This window comes from Duganella sp. LjRoot269, assembly GCF_964254095.1.
GTDB lineage: Bacteria > Pseudomonadota > Gammaproteobacteria > Burkholderiales > Burkholderiaceae_D > Rugamonas > Rugamonas hordei.
Genome location: NZ_CAXUSL020000001.1, coordinates 7171698 through 7188777 on the forward strand (window position 1 = coordinate 7171698; position 17080 = coordinate 7188777).

Annotated in this window: 18 protein-coding genes; 4 read left to right on the plus strand and 14 right to left on the minus strand. The window is 65.5% G+C overall.

Going from position 1 to position 17080, the window contains the following annotated elements:
• Positions 1-5: 5 nt before the first annotated feature.
• The 6 genes from astD to ACSQ3S_RS32130 form a co-directional block, all read right to left on the minus strand.
• Complete coding sequence (gene astD, locus ACSQ3S_RS32105) at positions 6-1478, minus strand: succinylglutamate-semialdehyde dehydrogenase (RefSeq protein WP_436144926.1); 1473 nt, start codon at positions 1476-1478, stop codon at positions 6-8.
• Positions 1471-2529 carry an arginine N-succinyltransferase gene (astA, locus tag ACSQ3S_RS32110; RefSeq protein WP_353404406.1) on the minus strand — a complete coding sequence of 353 codons (1059 nt, stop codon included), beginning with the start codon at positions 2527-2529 and terminating at the stop codon, positions 1471-1473. Before astA ends, astD begins: the two co-directional genes overlap by 8 nt.
• Positions 2530-2542: 13 nt before the next feature.
• Positions 2543-3580 (minus strand): arginine N-succinyltransferase, encoded by a 1038-nt coding sequence (locus ACSQ3S_RS32115; protein WP_436144927.1) that lies wholly within the window; start codon positions 3578-3580, stop codon positions 2543-2545.
• A gap of 144 nt (positions 3581-3724) precedes the next feature.
• On the minus strand, positions 3725-4969 hold the full coding sequence (gene astC / locus ACSQ3S_RS32120) for an acetylornithine/succinylornithine family transaminase (RefSeq protein WP_436144928.1): 1245 nt from the start codon (positions 4967-4969) through the stop codon (positions 3725-3727).
• A 141-nt stretch (positions 4970-5110) separates the two neighbouring features.
• Positions 5111-6055 carry a GlxA family transcriptional regulator gene (locus ACSQ3S_RS32125; RefSeq protein WP_176655772.1) on the minus strand — a complete coding sequence of 315 codons (945 nt, stop codon included), beginning with the start codon at positions 6053-6055 and terminating at the stop codon, positions 5111-5113.
• 7 nt (positions 6056-6062) lie between these two features.
• Entirely contained in the window at positions 6063-6977 is a 915-nt protein-coding gene (locus ACSQ3S_RS32130) for a DMT family transporter (RefSeq protein ID WP_353404409.1), read from the minus strand.
• Between the two features lie 81 nt (positions 6978-7058).
• Here ACSQ3S_RS32130 and ACSQ3S_RS32135 point away from each other — a divergent pair, with 81 nt between their 5' ends.
• From ACSQ3S_RS32135 to ACSQ3S_RS32145, 3 genes are all read left to right on the plus strand, one after another.
• Positions 7059-7532, plus strand: coding sequence for a MarR family winged helix-turn-helix transcriptional regulator (locus ACSQ3S_RS32135; RefSeq protein WP_176655774.1), 474 nt, complete (start codon positions 7059-7061; stop codon positions 7530-7532).
• Entirely contained in the window at positions 7529-7810 is a 282-nt protein-coding gene (locus tag ACSQ3S_RS32140; RefSeq protein ID WP_176655775.1) for a hypothetical protein, read from the plus strand. The genes ACSQ3S_RS32135 and ACSQ3S_RS32140 overlap by 4 nt, the downstream gene beginning before the upstream one ends.
• A gap of 85 nt (positions 7811-7895) precedes the next feature.
• Entirely contained in the window at positions 7896-8732 is an 837-nt protein-coding gene (locus tag ACSQ3S_RS32145) for an HDOD domain-containing protein (protein WP_353404410.1), read from the plus strand.
• Between the two features lie 128 nt (positions 8733-8860).
• Here the strand turns inward: ACSQ3S_RS32145 and ACSQ3S_RS32150 are convergent, their stop codons facing one another.
• The 6 genes from ACSQ3S_RS32150 to eat all read right to left on the minus strand — a co-directional run bounded on the left by ACSQ3S_RS32150 (position 8861) and on the right by eat (position 14772).
• Positions 8861-9478, minus strand: a complete 618-nt coding sequence (locus ACSQ3S_RS32150) for a glutathione S-transferase family protein (RefSeq protein ID WP_176655777.1) — start codon at positions 9476-9478, stop codon at positions 8861-8863.
• Positions 9479-9540: 62 nt separating this feature from the next.
• A complete protein-coding gene (locus tag ACSQ3S_RS32155) occupies positions 9541-10236 on the minus strand; it encodes a helix-turn-helix transcriptional regulator (RefSeq protein ID WP_176655778.1) in 696 nt (231 codons plus the stop codon).
• A 19-nt stretch (positions 10237-10255) separates the two neighbouring features.
• Positions 10256-11101, minus strand: coding sequence for an ethanolamine ammonia-lyase subunit EutC (gene eutC / locus ACSQ3S_RS32160; RefSeq protein ID WP_436144929.1), 846 nt, complete (start codon positions 11099-11101; stop codon positions 10256-10258).
• Positions 11102-11112: 11 nt separating this feature from the next.
• On the minus strand, positions 11113-12504 hold the full coding sequence (locus tag ACSQ3S_RS32165) for an ethanolamine ammonia-lyase subunit EutB (protein ID WP_353404412.1): 1392 nt from the start codon (positions 12502-12504) through the stop codon (positions 11113-11115).
• A gap of 46 nt (positions 12505-12550) precedes the next feature.
• The gene (locus ACSQ3S_RS32170; RefSeq protein ID WP_413447512.1) at positions 12551-13369 is read right to left on the minus strand and encodes a TorF family putative porin; all 819 of its coding nucleotides are present in this window, start codon (positions 13367-13369) and stop codon (positions 12551-12553) included.
• Positions 13370-13392: 23 nt separating this feature from the next.
• Positions 13393-14772, minus strand: a complete 1380-nt coding sequence (gene eat, locus ACSQ3S_RS32175) for an ethanolamine permease (protein WP_436144930.1) — start codon at positions 14770-14772, stop codon at positions 13393-13395.
• A 159-nt stretch (positions 14773-14931) separates the two neighbouring features.
• On the opposite strand from eat, the gene ACSQ3S_RS32180 reads away from it, so the two are divergent.
• Positions 14932-15912, plus strand: coding sequence for a helix-turn-helix domain-containing protein (locus ACSQ3S_RS32180; RefSeq protein WP_436144931.1), 981 nt, complete (start codon positions 14932-14934; stop codon positions 15910-15912).
• On the opposite strand, the gene ACSQ3S_RS32185 is transcribed toward ACSQ3S_RS32180, so the two are convergent.
• Together ACSQ3S_RS32185 and ACSQ3S_RS32190 are read right to left on the minus strand one after the other, a co-directional pair.
• The gene (locus ACSQ3S_RS32185; RefSeq protein ID WP_436144932.1) at positions 15905-16438 is read right to left on the minus strand and encodes a chromate transporter; all 534 of its coding nucleotides are present in this window, start codon (positions 16436-16438) and stop codon (positions 15905-15907) included. The genes ACSQ3S_RS32180 and ACSQ3S_RS32185 overlap by 8 nt on opposite strands.
• A complete protein-coding gene (locus ACSQ3S_RS32190) occupies positions 16435-16989 on the minus strand; it encodes a chromate transporter (protein WP_436144933.1) in 555 nt (184 codons plus the stop codon). The genes ACSQ3S_RS32185 and ACSQ3S_RS32190 overlap by 4 nt, the downstream gene beginning before the upstream one ends.
• Positions 16990-17080 lie beyond the last annotated feature (91 nt).

Here is a 17080-nt window from a genome sequence, read left to right on the forward strand (position 1 = left end):
GTTCCTTAGAAGTTCATACCCGGCGACAGCTTCGCAGGCATTTCAAGTACGTTGTTTTCGATCGATGCGACCGGGTAGGCGCAGTAGTCCGCCGCGTAGTAGGCGCTCGGACGATGGTTGCCCGACTTGCCCACGCCGCCGAACGGCGCGCTGCTGGCGGCGCCGGTGGTCGGACGGTTCCAGTTGACGATGCCGGCGCGCGCGCGGACCTGGAAGATCCTCCACAGGTTCTCGTCGTTCGAGATCAGCGCCGAAGCCAGGCCGAATTCGGTGGCGTTGGCCGCCTTGACCGCGCTGTCGAAGTCCGCCACGCGGATCACCTGCAGCAGCGGGCCAAACCACTCTTCGTCCGGAATGCCCTGCGCATCGGTCACATCGACGATGCCGGCGGTGACGAAGCCGGTGTTCTCGTCCAGCTGGCGCATCTGCAGCAGGCTCTTGCCGCCCTTGGCGACCATGTCGGCCTGCGCCTGCACCAGTCGTTTGGCGACGGCCGCCGAAACCACAGGCCCCATGAATGGCGCCGGCTCGGCGTTCGACGCGCCGACCGTCAGGCGGCTGGCGACATCGACCAGGCGCGCGACGATCGCGTCACCCTCGGCGCCCTGCTTGACAATCAGGCGGCGCGCGCAGGTACAGCGCTGGCCGGCCGAGATGAAGGCCGACGAAATCGCCATGAAGACGGCGGCGTCGACATCCTTGACGTCCCACACCACCAGCGGATTGTTGCCGCCCATTTCCAGCGCCAGCATCTTGCCCGGCTGGCCGCCGAACTGCTTGTGCAGCGCGGTGCCGGTCTGGCAGCTGCCGGTGAACAGCACGCCGTCCAGCAGTTCGTTCCGCCCCAGCGCGATGCCCGCGTCGCGGCCGCCGTTGACCAGGTTGATGACGCCCTTCGGCAAGCCGGCCTTCTCCCACAGCTGCACGGTCTTGATGGCGGTGCGCGGGGCGAATTCGCTGGGCTTGAAGACGACGGTGTTACCGGCGATCAGCGCCGGCACGATATGGCCGTTCGGCAGGTGGCCGGGGAAGTTGTATGGACCGAACACGCCGAACACGCCGTGCGGACGGTGGCGCAGCACGGCCTCGCCGTCGGCAACCTTGCTCTGCGTTTCGCCGGTGCGCGCGCCGTAGGCCTGGACCGAGATGTCGATCTTGTTGGCCATGGTGGTCGCTTCGGTACGGGCTTCCCACAGCGGCTTGCCGACTTCCTCGGAAATCAGCAGCGCCAGCTCTTCGGCGTCCTGCTTCAGCAGATCGCGGAAACGGGTGCAGACGGCTGTGCGCTCGGCCAGCGGCGTCAGCGCCCAGGCTTCGAAGGCGCCGCGCGCGGCGGCGCAAGCCTGCGCCACGTCCTGCGCGGTCGATTCCTTGCTGGCCCAGGTCTGCTTGCCGTTCGACGGATCGATGGTGACCAGTTCGGCGCCGCTGCCCGGCAGCCATTCGCCGTTAATGTAGTTGCTTAAAACGTTAGACATGTGGATTCTTCCTCAGATTGAGAGACAGCGTGCGCACGGTATCGCCGGTGTGGCAGTGCAGGAGTTGTTGTTCGGCATCCGGCAGCGCCACGATGCCGGCGACCGGCACCGACTGCGACAGGATCATGCGGAAATCCTTGAGCGTGGTGTTCGACACCAGCATCGGTTCGGCCACGGCGGTCTCCGGTGCGCAGGCCGAATCCCAGTCGCCGGCCAGGCCGATCTCGGCCAGCGTGCTGTCGCGCATCGCGCGCAGCTCGGACACGCGGGCCTGCAGCACCGGACCGGCATCGAAGATGTCGATATAGCCCTCGAAGTACATGCCTTCCTGCTCCAGCAGCCGGCGCGCGGGCGCGGTCGAGGTATGCACCTTGCCGATCACGGCCTGCGCGTCGTCCGGCAGGTAGGCCACGTACAGCGGCTGGCGCGGCATCAGCTCGGCGATGAAGGACTTCTTGCCGACGGCGGTCAGGTCGTCCACGTGGTCGAAGTCCATCTTGAAGAAGTGTCGGCCCAAACCTTCGTAGAACGGTGAACGGCCGCTCTCCTCCTGGTAGCCGCGCATCTCCGCGATCAGCTTTTCGGTGAACAGGTGCGGGAACTGCGCGATGAACAGGAAGCGGCTCTTCGACAGCAGCTTGCCGTTGTTACCGGTGCGGTAGTCGGGATGCAGGAACAGCGAGCACAGTTCGGTGCTGCCGGTCAGGTCGTTCGACAGGTACAGCGTGTCCATGCGGGTGAACACGTCGAGCTCGCGGCTCGAGTGCACCAGCGTGCCGATGCGATAGTTATAGAACGGCTCCGTCAAGCCGACCGCGCCCTTGATCGCGCACACGCCGGCCAGGCGGCCCGTGTCGGTATCCTCCATGACGAACATGTAGTCGCGCTTTTCGGGCGGGATGCTCTCGGCGAACGAAGCGACGGCGATCGCCACGCGGTCGCCCATCATCTTCATGTCCGGCTTGAGGGTGGTCATGCCGCTGCCGACCTGCGTGGCCATCACGTACAGGGCGTCGAGGTCTTCGGCTTTGATTGCGCGTACTACTAGCATAGGTTGTCCACTCTTAGATTCTGACGCAGATGACGGTGTCGCCCTCGGCGACCTGGAGCGCTTCCTGCACATCGGCAGGCAGCGCCACATTGACTTGCGATTCCAGCGACGGGCAATGCGTGATCACCGCGCGGAAGTTATGCTCGGAGCCGGAGGCGACTGCGTAGCGCAGCTGCGGCTCGCGGCCGCGGTCCGGCGATTCGGCGGCGGTGATCACGCGCCGCTGCAGCGCGCCGTTGAAGGTGCGCAGCGTATTCTTGTGCGCCTGCAGGATCGGGCCGCCGTCGAAGATGTCGATATAGTCGTCGGCCTCGAAGCCTTCGGCCGTCAGCAGGTTGAACGCCATCTCGCCCGACGGATGGATCTGGCCCATGGCCGCCTGCGCGTCGCCCGGCAGCAGCGGCACGTAGACCGGATAGTGCGGCATCAGCTCGACGATCAGGGTGCGGTTGCGGGCGCCGCCGATGACGCGCTCGGCGTCGAGGAAGTCCATCTTGAAGAATTTGCGCCCCAGCGCATCCCAGAACGGCGAACCGCCGTCGGCATCGGTCACGCCGGCCAGCGGCACGAAGAAGCGGTCGGCGAAGCGGTGCGGCGCCAGCACGGCGAACATCAGCCGCGCGCGCGACAGCAGCGCCGCTTCCGGCGTGCCGTGTTCGCGGTCGCCGACGAAAAAGCTCGACAGCTGCGAATAGCCGGTCAGCTCGGAGCACAGCGTCAGCGCGTGCACGCTGTGGCTGATGTTCAGGTCGCGCGACACCTGCTGGATCACGTCGTTGCGGAAGGAGAAGTAGGTGCCGTTGGAACCGGCGGCGGCAAACATCGCCGAGGTGCCGACGATGGATTTATCGTCCGCCGACTCCAGCACCAGCAGATACACCTCTTCGCTTGGGATATCGACATGCGCCGCAAACGAGGCGATCGAACGCTCGATCATGTCGAGGATCTTCTCGCGCGTCTTCGGCAGGGTATGCACTCCCGGCATAGGGACTGCAGCCAGCGCTTCGAGGGCAGCAATATCCGCAAGTTCTACCGGACGGACTACATACATGGGAACTCCTTAGAAAATGCGAACCGGCCCGGCGAGCGCCGGGCCGTGTAGTCGTCATTCCCGCGCAGGCGGGAATCCATAGAACGCTGGCAACTCAAGCGCGGCATGGATCCCCGCTTTCGCGGGGATGACGGTGGTTTTAACTCAGGCCGCCGCCATCATGCCGTCCAGCGACAGGCGCAGGATGCGGTCGACTTCGGCGATCTGCGCGTCGGAGACGATCAGCGCCGGCGCCAGGCGCACCACGTCCATGCCGGCGATCAGCACCATCAGGCCGTTGCCTTCGGCGGCTTTCTGGATGTCCTTCGAACGGCCTTTCCAGGCATCCGTCACAACCAGGCCCAGCAGCAGGCCGGCGCCGCGCACTTGCGCAAACACTTGCGGGTAGTCGGCGATCAGCTTGTCCATCGTCGAGCGCAGCTTGGCGCCGGCTTCCTTGACACGGGCCAGGAAGGCCGGCTGGTTGATCGTGTCCAGCACCGTCAGCGCCACGGTCGCGGCCAGCGGGTTGCCGCCGTAGGTGGTGCCGTGGGTGCCCACGCCCAGCGTCTTGGCCAGTTCCTCGGTGGTCAGCATGGCGCCGATCGGATAGCCGTTGCCCAGCGCCTTGGCCGAGGTCAGGATGTCCGGCGTGATGCCGTAAGTCATGTAGTGGAACAGGTCGCCGGTACGGCCCATGCCGCACTGGACTTCGTCGAAGATCAGCAGCGCGCCGGTCTTGTTGCACAGCTCGCGCAGCTCTTGCAGGAAGGCCTTGTCGCCCGGCACCACGCCGCCCTCGCCTTGCAGCGGCTCGACGATCACCGCGCACACGTCTTCGCCGATGGCGGCGCGTGCGGATTCGATGTCGTTATACGTGATGTGCTCGATCGACGGCGGCAGCGGCTCGAAGCCTTCGGTGTACTTCGACTGGCCGCCGACGGACACGGTGAACAGCGTGCGGCCGTGGAACGACTGGTAGCACGACACGATGCGCGACTTGTGCTCGCCGAACTTGGTGTGGGCGTACTTGCGCGCCAGCTTCAGCGCCGCTTCGTTGGCTTCGGCGCCGGAGTTGCAGAAGAAGGCGCGGTCGGCGAAGGTCGCCTCGGTCAGCGCGATGGCCAGGCGCAGCACCGGCTCGTTGGTGTAGCCGTTGCCCAGGTGCCACAGTGTGTTGGCCTGGCGGGTCAGCGCTTCGACCAGGATCGGGTTGCAATGGCCCAGCGAGGCCACGGCGATGCCGGAGGTGAAGTCCAGGTAGTGCTTGCCATTCTGGTCCCACAGGTCCAGACCAGCGCCTCGGACCGGTACCATCGCTGCGGGTGCGTAGGTTGGCACCAGGACTTCATCAAAGGTCTGACGAGTCACAGGACGGGTGGTTACGGTCGTATCTAGCTTGGCGTTCATGGCATTCCCTATCAGTGTTGGGTAAGGCGCGGCACAGCACCGCGTGGACCCATTATAAAAAGCGGCATGCTAAAACTCTTTTCTAATGGCGACAAGGATTTTCACTTTTGGCCGCAAAGTAAGCTTGCCAGAACGACCAGTCTATACAACCGGCATCAGCTTGCGCTGCCGCTCCTCGCGCGGCGTGTTGCCGAACAGGGCGCCGAAGGCGGTGGAAAAATGCGAGCCGGAGGAGAAGCCGCACATCAGCCCCACCTGCACGATGGAGTGATTGGTTTCCAGCAGCAACTGCCGCGCCCGCTGCAGGCGCAGCTCCAGGTAGTAGCGCGACGGCAGGCTGCCCAGGTATTGCTTGAACAGGCGCTCCAGCTGGCGCCGCGACAGGCCGACCAGGTTGGCGATGTCGTCGGTGGACAGCGGTTCCTCGATATTGGTTTCCATCAGCGTCACCGCCTCGGACAGGCGCGGCTGCAGCGCACCGAAGCGGGCCTGCAGGGCGACGCGCTGGCGCTCCTCGTGGCCGCGCACGCGCTCGACGCACAGGCTCTCCTTGATGGCGGCCTGCACGGTGGCGCCGAACAGGTGCTCGATCAGCGTCAGCGAAAAGTCGATGCTGGCGGAGCCGCCGCAGCAGCTCAGGTGCCGGCCGTCCAGTTCGAACAGGTGGGGCGTCAGGATGGCGCGCTCGGCGATTTCCTCGGTGTCGGCGTACAGCGCCCACGGCAGCGCGATGCGCACGCCCGACATCAGCCCGGCGCTGGCCAGCCACAGCACGCCGGCGCCGACGCCGCCCCAGTATTCGGCCGAGCGGCAGCGTTCGATGACGGCGCGGCACACCTCCGGCGCCAGCGGCGCCTGGCTCTCGTCGGCGACCAATAGCGCAATGTGCCAGCCCGGCTGCGCCAGCACCACTTGCGCCGGCGTCATTGTTTCCAGATGAAATTGATGCGGACCCAGCGACGCGGCGGCCAGCCGCAGCGGCTGCACCAGGCCGGCCCAGGTGATGGAATCGGCCTCGCCGGCGTTCACCAGCAGCATGCGCAGCGGCCGCTCCTGGGTGACGCGGGACAGGTTATCGAAAGACATGGGCTAGCTACTCCGGGGCCAGCGCGGCGGCAGGCCGCTCGGTGCTCCACTGGCTGACGATCATACCGGAGATCAACAGCACCGCGCCCAGCAGTCCGTTCCAGGCCAGCGTCTCGCCCAGCCAGAAATACGCGAAGATGGCGGCGCAGCCCGGCTCGAAGGCGTAGATCACGGCCGCCTCGTTGGCGCTGCTGTGGCTCTGGCCCCAGGTTTGCAGCGAAATGATGGCCGCCGTGGCCACCACGCCCAGGTAGACCAGGTTCAGGCCGTACATCTGCAAGCCCTTCCAGATATAGCTGACATAGTCCGGCAGGTCCTGGCTGCGCTCGGCCAGGCCCAGCGGCACTTCGCGTATCAGCAGCCAGGCCGCCGCGCACACGGCCACGGTGAGGATTTGCGAGGCCGTCAGCACCATCAGCTTCTCGACCTTGCGGGTGGTGCTTTCCATCAGCTTGACGTAGATGCCGAAGAACAGCGCGCACAGCAGCGCCAGCGTGTCGCCGCGGCCCCAGGTGAAGCTGCCTTCCCAGCACAGCGCGAACAAGCCGGCCAGCGCCAGCACCAGCGCGACGACGATGCGGCGCTCCAGTTTGGCCCCGAGCAGCACGCCCAGCAGCGGCGGCACCAGCACGTTGAGGCCGGTGACGAAGGCGTTGCGGTTGGAACTGGTCAGCGCCAGCCCCTCGATCTGGAACACGTAGCACAGGAACAACACCGCGCCGGCGGCGATGCCCCAGCGGATATCGTTCCACCGGGCGCGCCACATAAACGGCAGCAACAGCAGGCCGGCCAGCGCGAAGCGGCACAGCACGATCCAGCTGGCCGACAGGTAGCCGGTCATGTCCTTCATCGCGGGGAAAGTCGTGCCCCACACCAGGGTCACGATCAGCAGAGCGGCGATGCCGCGCAAGTGTTGAGGCATGGCTTTTTTATTATCAATGTTCGTCCGTCATTATAGTACCCGCCCGGGGCTGCCCGTGCGAAACAGCTATAATCACAGTCTATGGGTGAACGATTTTTGAAAAGTATCCGGCTGCTGGCGGATTGCTTACAGAGCTATGAACGGCTCTCTGGACAGTACGTGCGCCAGAGCGGCTTGACGCACGCCCAGTTCGATATCATCGCCACGCTGGGCAATACGCCCGGCATGTCCTATAAAGAACTGGGCGACAAGACGCTGATCACCAAGGGCACGCTGACCGGCGTGATCGAACGGCTGGAGCAAAAAGGATTGGTGGAACGTCAGCGCAACGACTGCGACAAACGTTCCTTCTTCGTGAAGCTGACCAGGGAGGGCGAGCAGGTGTTCTGCGACGTCTTCCCGGAGGTCATCTCACAGAGCGGGAAAGTGTTTGCGCACTACACCGAGGACGATTTCGCGGCACTTGAAAAAACCCTGTCCGAGCTCAAAACTGTGATCATGGCCGGCCACACCGAATGCCCGTCCACCCCTGACTCAACCAAGGAAAACATTTGAAAACGACACTGCTCGAAGGCAAAAAGCCTGCCAAATTCGACAAACACATCATCGGCAACCTGCTGCTGAACCAGGCCACACCAGACGAAGTGCGCCAGGAAAAGCTGCTGATCGGCATCCGCAACGAAGCCGGCGAGATCTATCGTCTGATCGGCGCAACCAAGCACAACAGCTTCATGAACGCGATCGAGGAACTGTTCGACCTGGGCCTGACCGACGAACTGCAAGACACCGACGCCACCCAGGACGGCTGCGACGCCATCTTCAGCGAGCAATAAGCCCGGCGGCGGCGGGCGTGGTACGGCAAAAAAGTATTTTTCCAAGAAGTGCCGCAAGGCAATATTCCGAGTATAATTTTTTTGCATGGACAGACTCGACGCCTTCAAGACCATTGCCGCTCAGGCGAGCCGGGGGGAGCTGACGTTCCCTGCCAACGTCAACGCCTCGCTGCGCCTGCAGCAGGCGCTCAACGATCCCGACTGCCACGTCGAAGCGGCGGCCAAGCTGATCCAGGCGGACCCGTTGCTGGCGGCGCGCAGCGTCGCCATCGCCAACTCGGTGGCCTACAACCGCTCCGGTACTGAAATTTCCAGCGTGCGCGCGGCCGTGCAGCGGCTCGGCGTGCGCACCCTGCAATCGCTGGTCGCGGCGCTGATCGTGCGCCAGATCGGCAGCCAGATCACCGATCCCGCCCTGCTGGCCAAGGTCAACCAATTGTGGGAACACACGGCGCACGTGGCGGCCCTGTCGCAGGTGATCGCGCGCCGGGTCACCCATGTCGACCCGGACACGGCGCTGTTTGCCGGCATCATGCACGAGGTGGCCGGGTTCTACATGCTGTCCTGCGCCGGCGAATACCCGGAAGTGATGGAAGGCGAGCCGGAGGACTGGGTCGAGCACGGCGAGGTGACGATAGGCCGCGGCGTGATGGCCAAGCTGGACGTGCCGGAAGCCGTGTCGCGCGCCATCGAATCGATGTGGGTGGGCTTGCGCGCGCTGCCGCCGGAAACGCTGGGCGACACGCTGCTGCTGGCCAACGACTTGTCGCCGGTCCACTCGCCGCTGTACCAGCGCCCCGGCGCCACCACCCTGCAAGGCGCCCGCACCATCGACTTCGTCGTCGGCGAAGGCACGCTGCACGCGATCATGACCGAATCCGCGCTCGAAGTGCAGTCGCTGTACGCGGTATTGATGCTGTAGACAAAAAAAAGCCCGCTGGGGAGCGGGCAAAGTCCAAAACTAGGGATCTCCTCCAGAGGAGACGTTTCAAGAATACCCCGCCACCCCGTCCTGCTCTGTGCGCCAGTTCACATAAGGAGCACATTTCCTTACCAGACCGGCACCGTCTGCTTCCACGCCTCCAGCTGCTGCACGCGGCCATACCAGGCCATCAGCTTCGGATATTGCGTGACCGGCAATTTGGCTTGCTCGGTGTACATCAACGACGACGCCAGCGCGAAGTCCGCCAGGCTCAGCTTGTCGCCGACCACCCATTCGCGCCCCGCCAGGTGCTGCTCCAGCACGGCGGCGAATTGCGCCACCTGGCGCCCGGCGCGCTCCAGTTCCGCCGGGTCGGCCGCGCCGTTGCCGGTCAGCCCCTTCCAGATGTTTTCATAGACGATGGCCCCCAGCGCCGGCGCGAAATGCTGGGACGACCACAGCAGCCAGCGGTTGATGTCGGCCCGCGCCACGATGTTGTCGGGATACAGGGTCTGCCCCAGCGTGCGGTCGGCCAGGTACTGCATGATGGCGCAGGATTCCCACAGGATAAAGTCGCTGTCCTGCAGCACCGGCACCTTGCTGTTGGGATTGAGCGCGACCAGCCGCCGCCGGTCTTCCGGGCTCATCAGGTTTACTTCGGTCAGTTCCAGCGGCGTGCCCATGTGGACGGCGGCCAGCATCACGCGGCGCGAGCTGGAGGAGGCGGGGTGGTGGTATAAGCGCATTTGCAAATCTCCGATGACTGGGTTGAGGAGTTCATCGTAAGCCCGCCCCGCGACAGTTTTTGTCAGTAGTCTTCGCGCAGGTTCTGTTGCTGGCGCCAGGTCTTCAGCAGGTCGCTGCGGCGCGCCGGGTAGCGCTGCCCGGTCGACTCCACCGAGGCGATGCGGTCGATGCGGAAATGGCGGAAGGCCATGCGCAGCTCGCACCACGCGGCCAGCAGCCGGCGCCCTTCCAGGAACGCCAGCGCAAACGGCCAGACCCACCGGTCCGACGGCTTGCCGTGCTCGTCGCAATAGGCCATGCGCAGGCGGTGCTGGTAACGGATCGCCTCGCGCACCGGCCGCACGTGGACGTCGCTGGCGGCGTTCTGGTCCATGCCCAGCGGCACCCACAGGCTGGTCTCGGCCATGTCGTCGCGCAAGTCCTTCGGCGTGGCGGCGGCGATCTTGGCCAGCGCGTTGTTGGCGGCGGCGGCCAACGCCTCGTCGCCCTGCCTGCGCACCCAGCGCGCGCCCAGCACCAGCGCCTCCAGCTCGTCGGCGCCGAACATCAACGGCGGCAGGAAGAAGCCGGCCTTCAGCATGTAGCCGACGCCGGCCTCGCCTTCCAGCGGCGCGCCGAGGCCGGCCAGGGTCTGGATGTCGCGGTAAATGGTGCGTTCGGAGACGCCCAGCTGCTCGGCCAGGCGGGCGGCGGTGACGGGGCGGCGGTAGCCGCGCATGGCGTCCATCAGTAGGAAAAGTCGGCCGGTACGGCTCATTGCTGCGATCTCACTTGTCTCACTCCAGCAGGAAATTGCGCTGCGGCGCCTCCATGGCGGCGCTGTCGGCTGCCGTTTCATCCTTCAGCGCGACGCCGGACAATTGGCGCCGGCGCGATTCGGACAGCAGGTAGTGAAGCTTGAAGGCTGCGTCGTCGTAGGTCAAGCCCGCCGGACGCACATTCGAGATGCAATTGCGGGCGGCGTCGCTCAGGCCGACGCGCGGCGCCCAAGTCAGATACAGGCCCATGCTGTCCGGCGAGCTCAGGCCAGGGCGTTCGCCGATCAGCACCAGCACCGCGCGCGCGCCCAGCAACTCGCCCACCTCGTCGCCCACCGCCACCCGTCCCTGGCGGACGATGGACAGCGGCGCCAGCGACCAGGATTCGGCCGCCAGCCGCGCCATCAACGCTGTCAGGAAGGGCCGGACGTTCTGCTCGATGGCCAGCGCCGACAAGCCGTCGGCGATGACGAAGGCGAGATCGTAGCCGGCGCCGTCGCGCGGGCGCTCCAGCAGGGCCCGGCGCGAGGCGTCGTCCAGGCGCCGGCCCAGGTCGGGGCGCTGCAGGTAGATGTCGCGGCTGACGGCCGCGCTGTGCAGCGGCAGGCAGGGCAAGCCGGTGGCGGCCCGCAAGGCGTCGCCCAGCGCGGCGTGATCCAGGGCCAGGTGGACCGCGTCGCGCGCGCGCGCATGCGCCAGCTGGAATTCCAGTTGCGGCGCGGTCGGCTGGCTGACGCCGCTGCGCCCCAGCGCGATGCGCGCCGCCGTGAAACGCCGCAGCGAACCCCACGGATTGGGCGTCACCACGCCGTCGCCGCTGGGGCCGGAGGGACTGGCGGGCAGCAGGCCCTCGTCGTCGTTCATGTGCTTACCCATCAGTTCAGGCTGGCCAGCGCGCGCTGGAAGGAGGCCGGCAGCGCTTCGCCCAGTGTAACGTAATCGTCGCGGGTGAAGATTTCCATCTCCTTCAGCCAAGCCTCGAATTCCGGCGCCGGCTTCAGGCCCAGCACCCGGCGCGCATACAGCGCGTCGTGGAAGGACGTGGTCTGGTAGTTGAGCATGATGTCGTCCGAGCCGGGAATGCCCATGACGAAGGTGCAGCCGGCCGTGCCCAACAGGGTCAGCAGGATGTCCATGTCGTTCTGGTCGGCCTCGGCGTGGTTGGTGTAGCAGACGTCGCAGCCCATCGGCAGGCCCAGCAGCTTGGCGCAGAAGTGGTCTTCCAGCCCCGCGCGCACGATCTGCTTGCCGTCGTACAGGTACTCGGGGCCGATGAAACCCACCACCGAATTGACCAGCAGCGGCTGGAACTTGCGCGCCACCGCGTAGGCGCGCGTCTCGCAGGTCTGCTGGTCGACGCCGTGATGGGCGTTGGCCGACAGCGCGCTGCCCTGCCCGGTCTCGAAGTACATCACGTTGTTGCCCACCGTGCCCCGTTGCAGCGACAGCGCCGCCTGTTGCGCCTCCGCCAGCAAGGCCAGGTTGATGCCGAAGCCGGCGTTGGCCGCCTCGGTGCCGGCGATCGACTGGAACACCAGGTCGATCGGCGCGCCGCGTTCGATGGCGGCGATGGTGTTGGTGACGTGGGTCAGCACGCACGATTGCGTGGGGATGGCGTAGCGGCCGATGATCTCGTCGAGCATGGTGACGATCTTGATCACCTGCGGCACGTTGTCGGTGGCCGGGTTGATGCCGATCACCGCGTCGCCGCTGCCGTACAGCAGGCCGTCCAGCACGCTGGCGGCGATGCCGCTGGCATCGTCGGTCGGGTGGTTCGGCTGCAGGCGCGTCGACATGCAGCCCGCCAGGCCGATGGTGTTGCGGAAGCCGGTAACGACGCGGCATTTCTTCGCCACCAGGATCAGGTCCTGGATGCGCATGATCTTGGAAACGGCCGCCGCCATCTCCGGCGTGATGCCGGGGGCGACGGCGGCCAGCGCGGCTTCGTCGGCGGCGTCGCCCAGCAGCCAGTTGCGGAAGTCGCCCACGGTCAGGTGGGCGATGCGGGCGAAGGCGACGCGGTCGTGGTCGTCGATGATCAGCCGCGTCACCTCGTCCTGCTCGTACGGCACCACCATCTGGTTCAGGAACAGCGACAGCGGCAGCCCGGCCAGCGCCATCTGCGCCGCCACCCGCTCCTCGGCGCTGGCCGCCGCCAGCCCCGCCAGATAGTCGCCGGAACGCGCCGGCGTCGCCTTCGCCATCAAGTCCTTCAGGTCGCGGAACTGATATGTCCTGCTGCCTACCGTATGTGCAAAGCTGCTCATTGCCGTCTCCCGATGCCGCCGGTGTACTCGAGGTTGCTCGATGTTGTTAAAAGTTGCGCGAGGCCGTCACGACCAGGCGCTTCTGTGCCACGTTCTTGCCGCTGCCGTCGGCGTTGAAGAAGGTCCACAAGGGCGTGCCGTTCTTGCTGGCGTCGCCGCTGTTGTAGGTGCCCGCCGCCGAGACCGCCCAACTGTCGAAGGTCTTGGTCACGCCCGCCTTGACGTCGAAGAAATTGAAATCGCTCATGTTGCGCACCTGCTGGCGGCCCGCGTGCAGGTTCAGCACCAGGCCCGGCATCAGTTCGGGATTCCAGTTCACCTCGGCATAGGCGGTGCCGCGCGTATCGGCCAGCTTGCCGCTGTCCGGCTGCACCGCGAAGCCGAACCAGTATCGGCTCAGCGCCACCCAGGCGTAGGCGTTGAAGGCGCCGATGTTGACGCCCAGCTTGGCCTCCTGGGTATGATACTTGATGTCCTTGCCGCCGGCCGCGTAGTGCGCGCCGGGGTACCAGTAGGTGACCAGGCCGGCGTCGATATTGCTGTCCGCGCTGAGTGGATAGCGGTATCCGCCATAGACATCGATCTCCGAACCGCTGCCGTTGTTATAGGCCGCGTGCGAGACGCCGGAGCCGAACAGGCCCAGGTAGAAGCCGCTGACGTGGGTGAAGTCCAGCGTGGCCTGCGCCGTCGGCTTGGCCTGCGTCTGCGAGATGCCGCGGAACAGATAGTCGGACGCCAGCGTGATGTTGCCGGTATTGGTCCAGTCGGGCGCGGGCGCCGCCGGCGCGGCGTCGGCGGCCAACGCGCCGCCTGCCGCGCAAGCCAGGCCGGCCGCGGCCAGCAGGGAGAAAATGGATTGGGACATGAAGAGTGCTCCGTTGATGTAGGTTAGGCAGCGTCAAGCGCCGCGTGCTGCTGGCGATTGCCCTTGGTGGCCAGGAAGAAACCATAGCCGGCGGCCAGGAAGCCGACGAACACGCCAAAGATCAGCAGGTTGTAATAGATCATCGTCACCAGGCAGATCAGCGCGCCGGTCAGCGCGATCGCCGGGAACAGCGGATAGAACGGTGCGCGGAAAGGACGCGCCATGTGCGGCTCCAAGCGGCGCAGCTTGAACAGGCTGAGCATGCTGAGGATGTACATGGTGATGGCGCCGAACACCGACATGGTGACGATGTTGGCGGTCAGGGTCTGGCCGCCGATCTTGATCAGCTCGTCGCTGTAGATGGCGGCGATGCCGATCACGCCGCCCGCGAGGATGGCGCGGTGCGGCGTCTTGAAGCGCGGGTGGATCTTGGCGAAGTAGTGCGGCAGGTAAGCCTCGCGGGCCAGCGCGAAGATCTGGCGCGAATAGCCGAGGATGATGCCGTGGAAGGAAGCGATCAGGCCGAACAGGCCCAGCCACACCAGCATGTGCAGCCAGTTGCTGTGCTCGCCGACGATGATCTTCATCGCCTGGGGCAGCGGATCGTTGATGTTGGCCAGCTTGGTCCAGTCGCCCGCGCCGCCGGCAAACACCATCACGCCGATCGCCAGCAGCACCAGCGTGATGATGCCGGCGATGTAGGCGATGGGAATCGACCGTTTCGGATCCTTGGCTTCCTCGGCCGCCATGGCCACACCCTCGATCGCCAGGAAAAACCAGATCGCGAAGGGGATCGCCGCGAACATGCCGGGGATCGATGCGATGCTGAAGCGGTCCTGGCCCGACCAGCCGCCCTTGACGAAGTTCGCCACCGAGAAGCCGGGCGAGACGACGCCCATAAACACCAGTAATTCGAAGATGGCGAGCAGCGTCATCAGCAGCTCGAAGGTGGCCGCCACCTGCACGCCGACGATGTTCAATGTCATGAACACGACGTAGGCGCCAACCGCCGCCGTCTTCGGATCGACGGTGGGAAACTGCACGTTCAGATAAGCGCCGATCGCCAGCGCGATCGCCGGCGGCGCGAACACGAACTCGATCAGCGTGGCCGCGCCGGCCAGGTAGCCGCCGACCGGGCCGAAGGCGCGCTTGCTGTAGGCGAACGGTCCGCCCGCGTGCGGGATCGACGTGGTCAGCTCGGTAAAGCTGAAGATAAACGTGGTGTACATGGCCGCGATGAACAGCGCGGTGATGGTAAAGCCCAGCGTCCCCGCCGAGGCCCAGCCGTAGCTCCAGCCGAAGTACTCGCCCGAGATCACCAGGCCTACAGCGATGCCCCACAACTGGAAGGTGCCCAGCGACTGTTGCAGCGCCGGTTGCCCGGCCGCCTGTTTTGCATTCATGTGATTCTCCCTAAGGTAAAGCGCTCTGGTATGGAAGTTGCAGCGGAATCGAGTATAGAAGCGAGCCAAATGCTAGCGTTATCGAAAATCGGCAAACTTGCGGTGGACTGGTGTCCACAGGAAGAAATAACGGGAAAACAACAGCGGGAGAAAAATAATATGCACCAGACTGCGACAGGATTGGTACACAGTGCGCCAGATTTGCGCACCGTGATGGCGCACGACGCCGATGAACTGGCCAGCAAGCTCACCAACTGGCAACAAAGCTACGACCAGATCAGCTCCGGCCTGTTCCGTGGCGCGCTGACCGAGTTGCGCCTGCCGCAGCTGCAAGTGTTCCGCGAAAGCCTGAGCCAGTCGGTGCGCCAATCCTGCCGCGTGTGGCCGGACGCCATCTGGTTCGGCCTGCCCGACCACGGCGCCAGCACCCGCATCAACGGCCGCCAGACCGAGGCCGACCGGATTATGGTTCAACCTGGCAACGTTGAGTTCGAACTGGTAACACCGAGCGCCTACAGCATCTTCGGCATCGTCGCCAGCCGCGAGCTGTTGGCCGAGACGGCGCGCCGCTACGGCTCCCGGATCGACTGGCAGCGGGTGCAGTCGGCCGAGCTGTTGCAGGTGGATGCGCAAGCCCAGGCCAAATGCCTGCGCCTGCTGTCGCAGCTGCTGCCGGCCGAGGAGATGGCCGCAGGCGGCCACGACGGCTGTGACGGACAATGGCAGGAGCTGGTGCTGGGCGCGCTGATCGACATGCTGGACCACAGCAGCGTGGAGCCGGCGCTGGCGGCCAGCCTGAAACGCCGGCGCCACGTGGTGTCGCTGGCGCGCGAGTACATCATGGCCCATCGCGGCGATTCGATCACGGTGCCGGAGCTGTGTGAGCGCGTGCACGTGAGCCGCCGCACGCTGCAATACTGCTTCGAGGATGTGCTGGGCATGAGCCCCATGCTGTACCTGCGCATGGTGCGCCTGAACGGCGTGCGGCGGCAGCTGCAGGACGGCGGCGCCATCGGCGACGTGGCCGGCTCCTGGGGGCTGAGCAACTTCAGCCAGTTCTCCAGCGACTACCGCAAGCTGTTCGGCCAGTGTCCATCGGCGTCGCTGCGCTCACGCTCCACGGCGCACGCGCTCAGATGAGACGCAACGCGCCGGCCAGCGCGCCGGCCGCGATCAGCATCACCGGATTGATTTTGGAGCGGAGCAGGATCAGCGCGGCCAGCACCGTCAGCACGTCGGCATGCCAGTTGACGTTGGAGATCCGGGCGAACAGCCAGGCCGTGGCCGCCAGGAAGCCTATCGATATCGGCGCGAAGGCGTCACCCAGCGCTTGCGTCCATCGCCCTCCGGCGTGGCGGGCCTGCAGGCGTATCGCGGTCAGCGTCAGCAGCGTCGAAGGCGCCAGCACCGCCAGCGTGGTGAAGATCGCGCCCGCCCAGCCGGCGATCAGCCAGCCCACCAGCGAGACGAACAGCAGGTTGGGGCCGGGCGCCGCCTGCGCGATTGCATAGGCGGCCGAGAACTGCTCATTGTTCAGCCACTGCTTGCCTTCGACCACGTAGTGCCCCACCTGTGGTCCGAGCAGCACCACGCCGCCGCCCACCGCCATCAACGACATCAACGCTATGTGCAGCGAGAGTTCCAGCACCGGAGATTGCTCGTTCATTTCTTTTCTCCCAGCAGATAGGTCGCGCCGGTGCCCAACGGCGCCAGCACGCAGAACACCAGCGCCAGCTGCCATTGCAGCAGGCCCAGCCCGATGAAGGCCAGCGCCAGCAAGGCCGCCTGCAACAGCGTGCGACGCTCGCGCCAGCCGACCTTGGCGAACATGGCCTTGGCCATCTTCACGGCGGTGGCAAGGATCAGCCCGGCCGCCACCGCCGCCATGCCGCGTATCGCGTGGCGGAACATCTCGATGTCGCCGAAGCGCTGATATACCACGCCCAGGGCGACGACCACCAGGAACGGGCCGCCGACCATGCCGGCCAGCGCCGCCAGCGCGCCGGCGGTGCCGGCGTAGCGGTTGCCCACCATCAGGGAGACATTGCAGATCGTCGGACCGGGCAGCATCTGGCTACTGGCGAGATACTGCGCGAACTCCTCGGCCGTCAGCCACTTGCGCTGCTCGACCAGGGCACGGTAAGCGAACGGCATCACACCGCCAAAGCCCATCAGCGCCAGCTTGGAAAACACCAGGAAGATTGTCGATAAGGGCATGATGCGCTCCTCTATGTTTCGTTAGGGCGAATTTTCTTCCTCTCCGAAATATAAGTACAATGAATTTATTTAGACTATTCATTCATTTTTC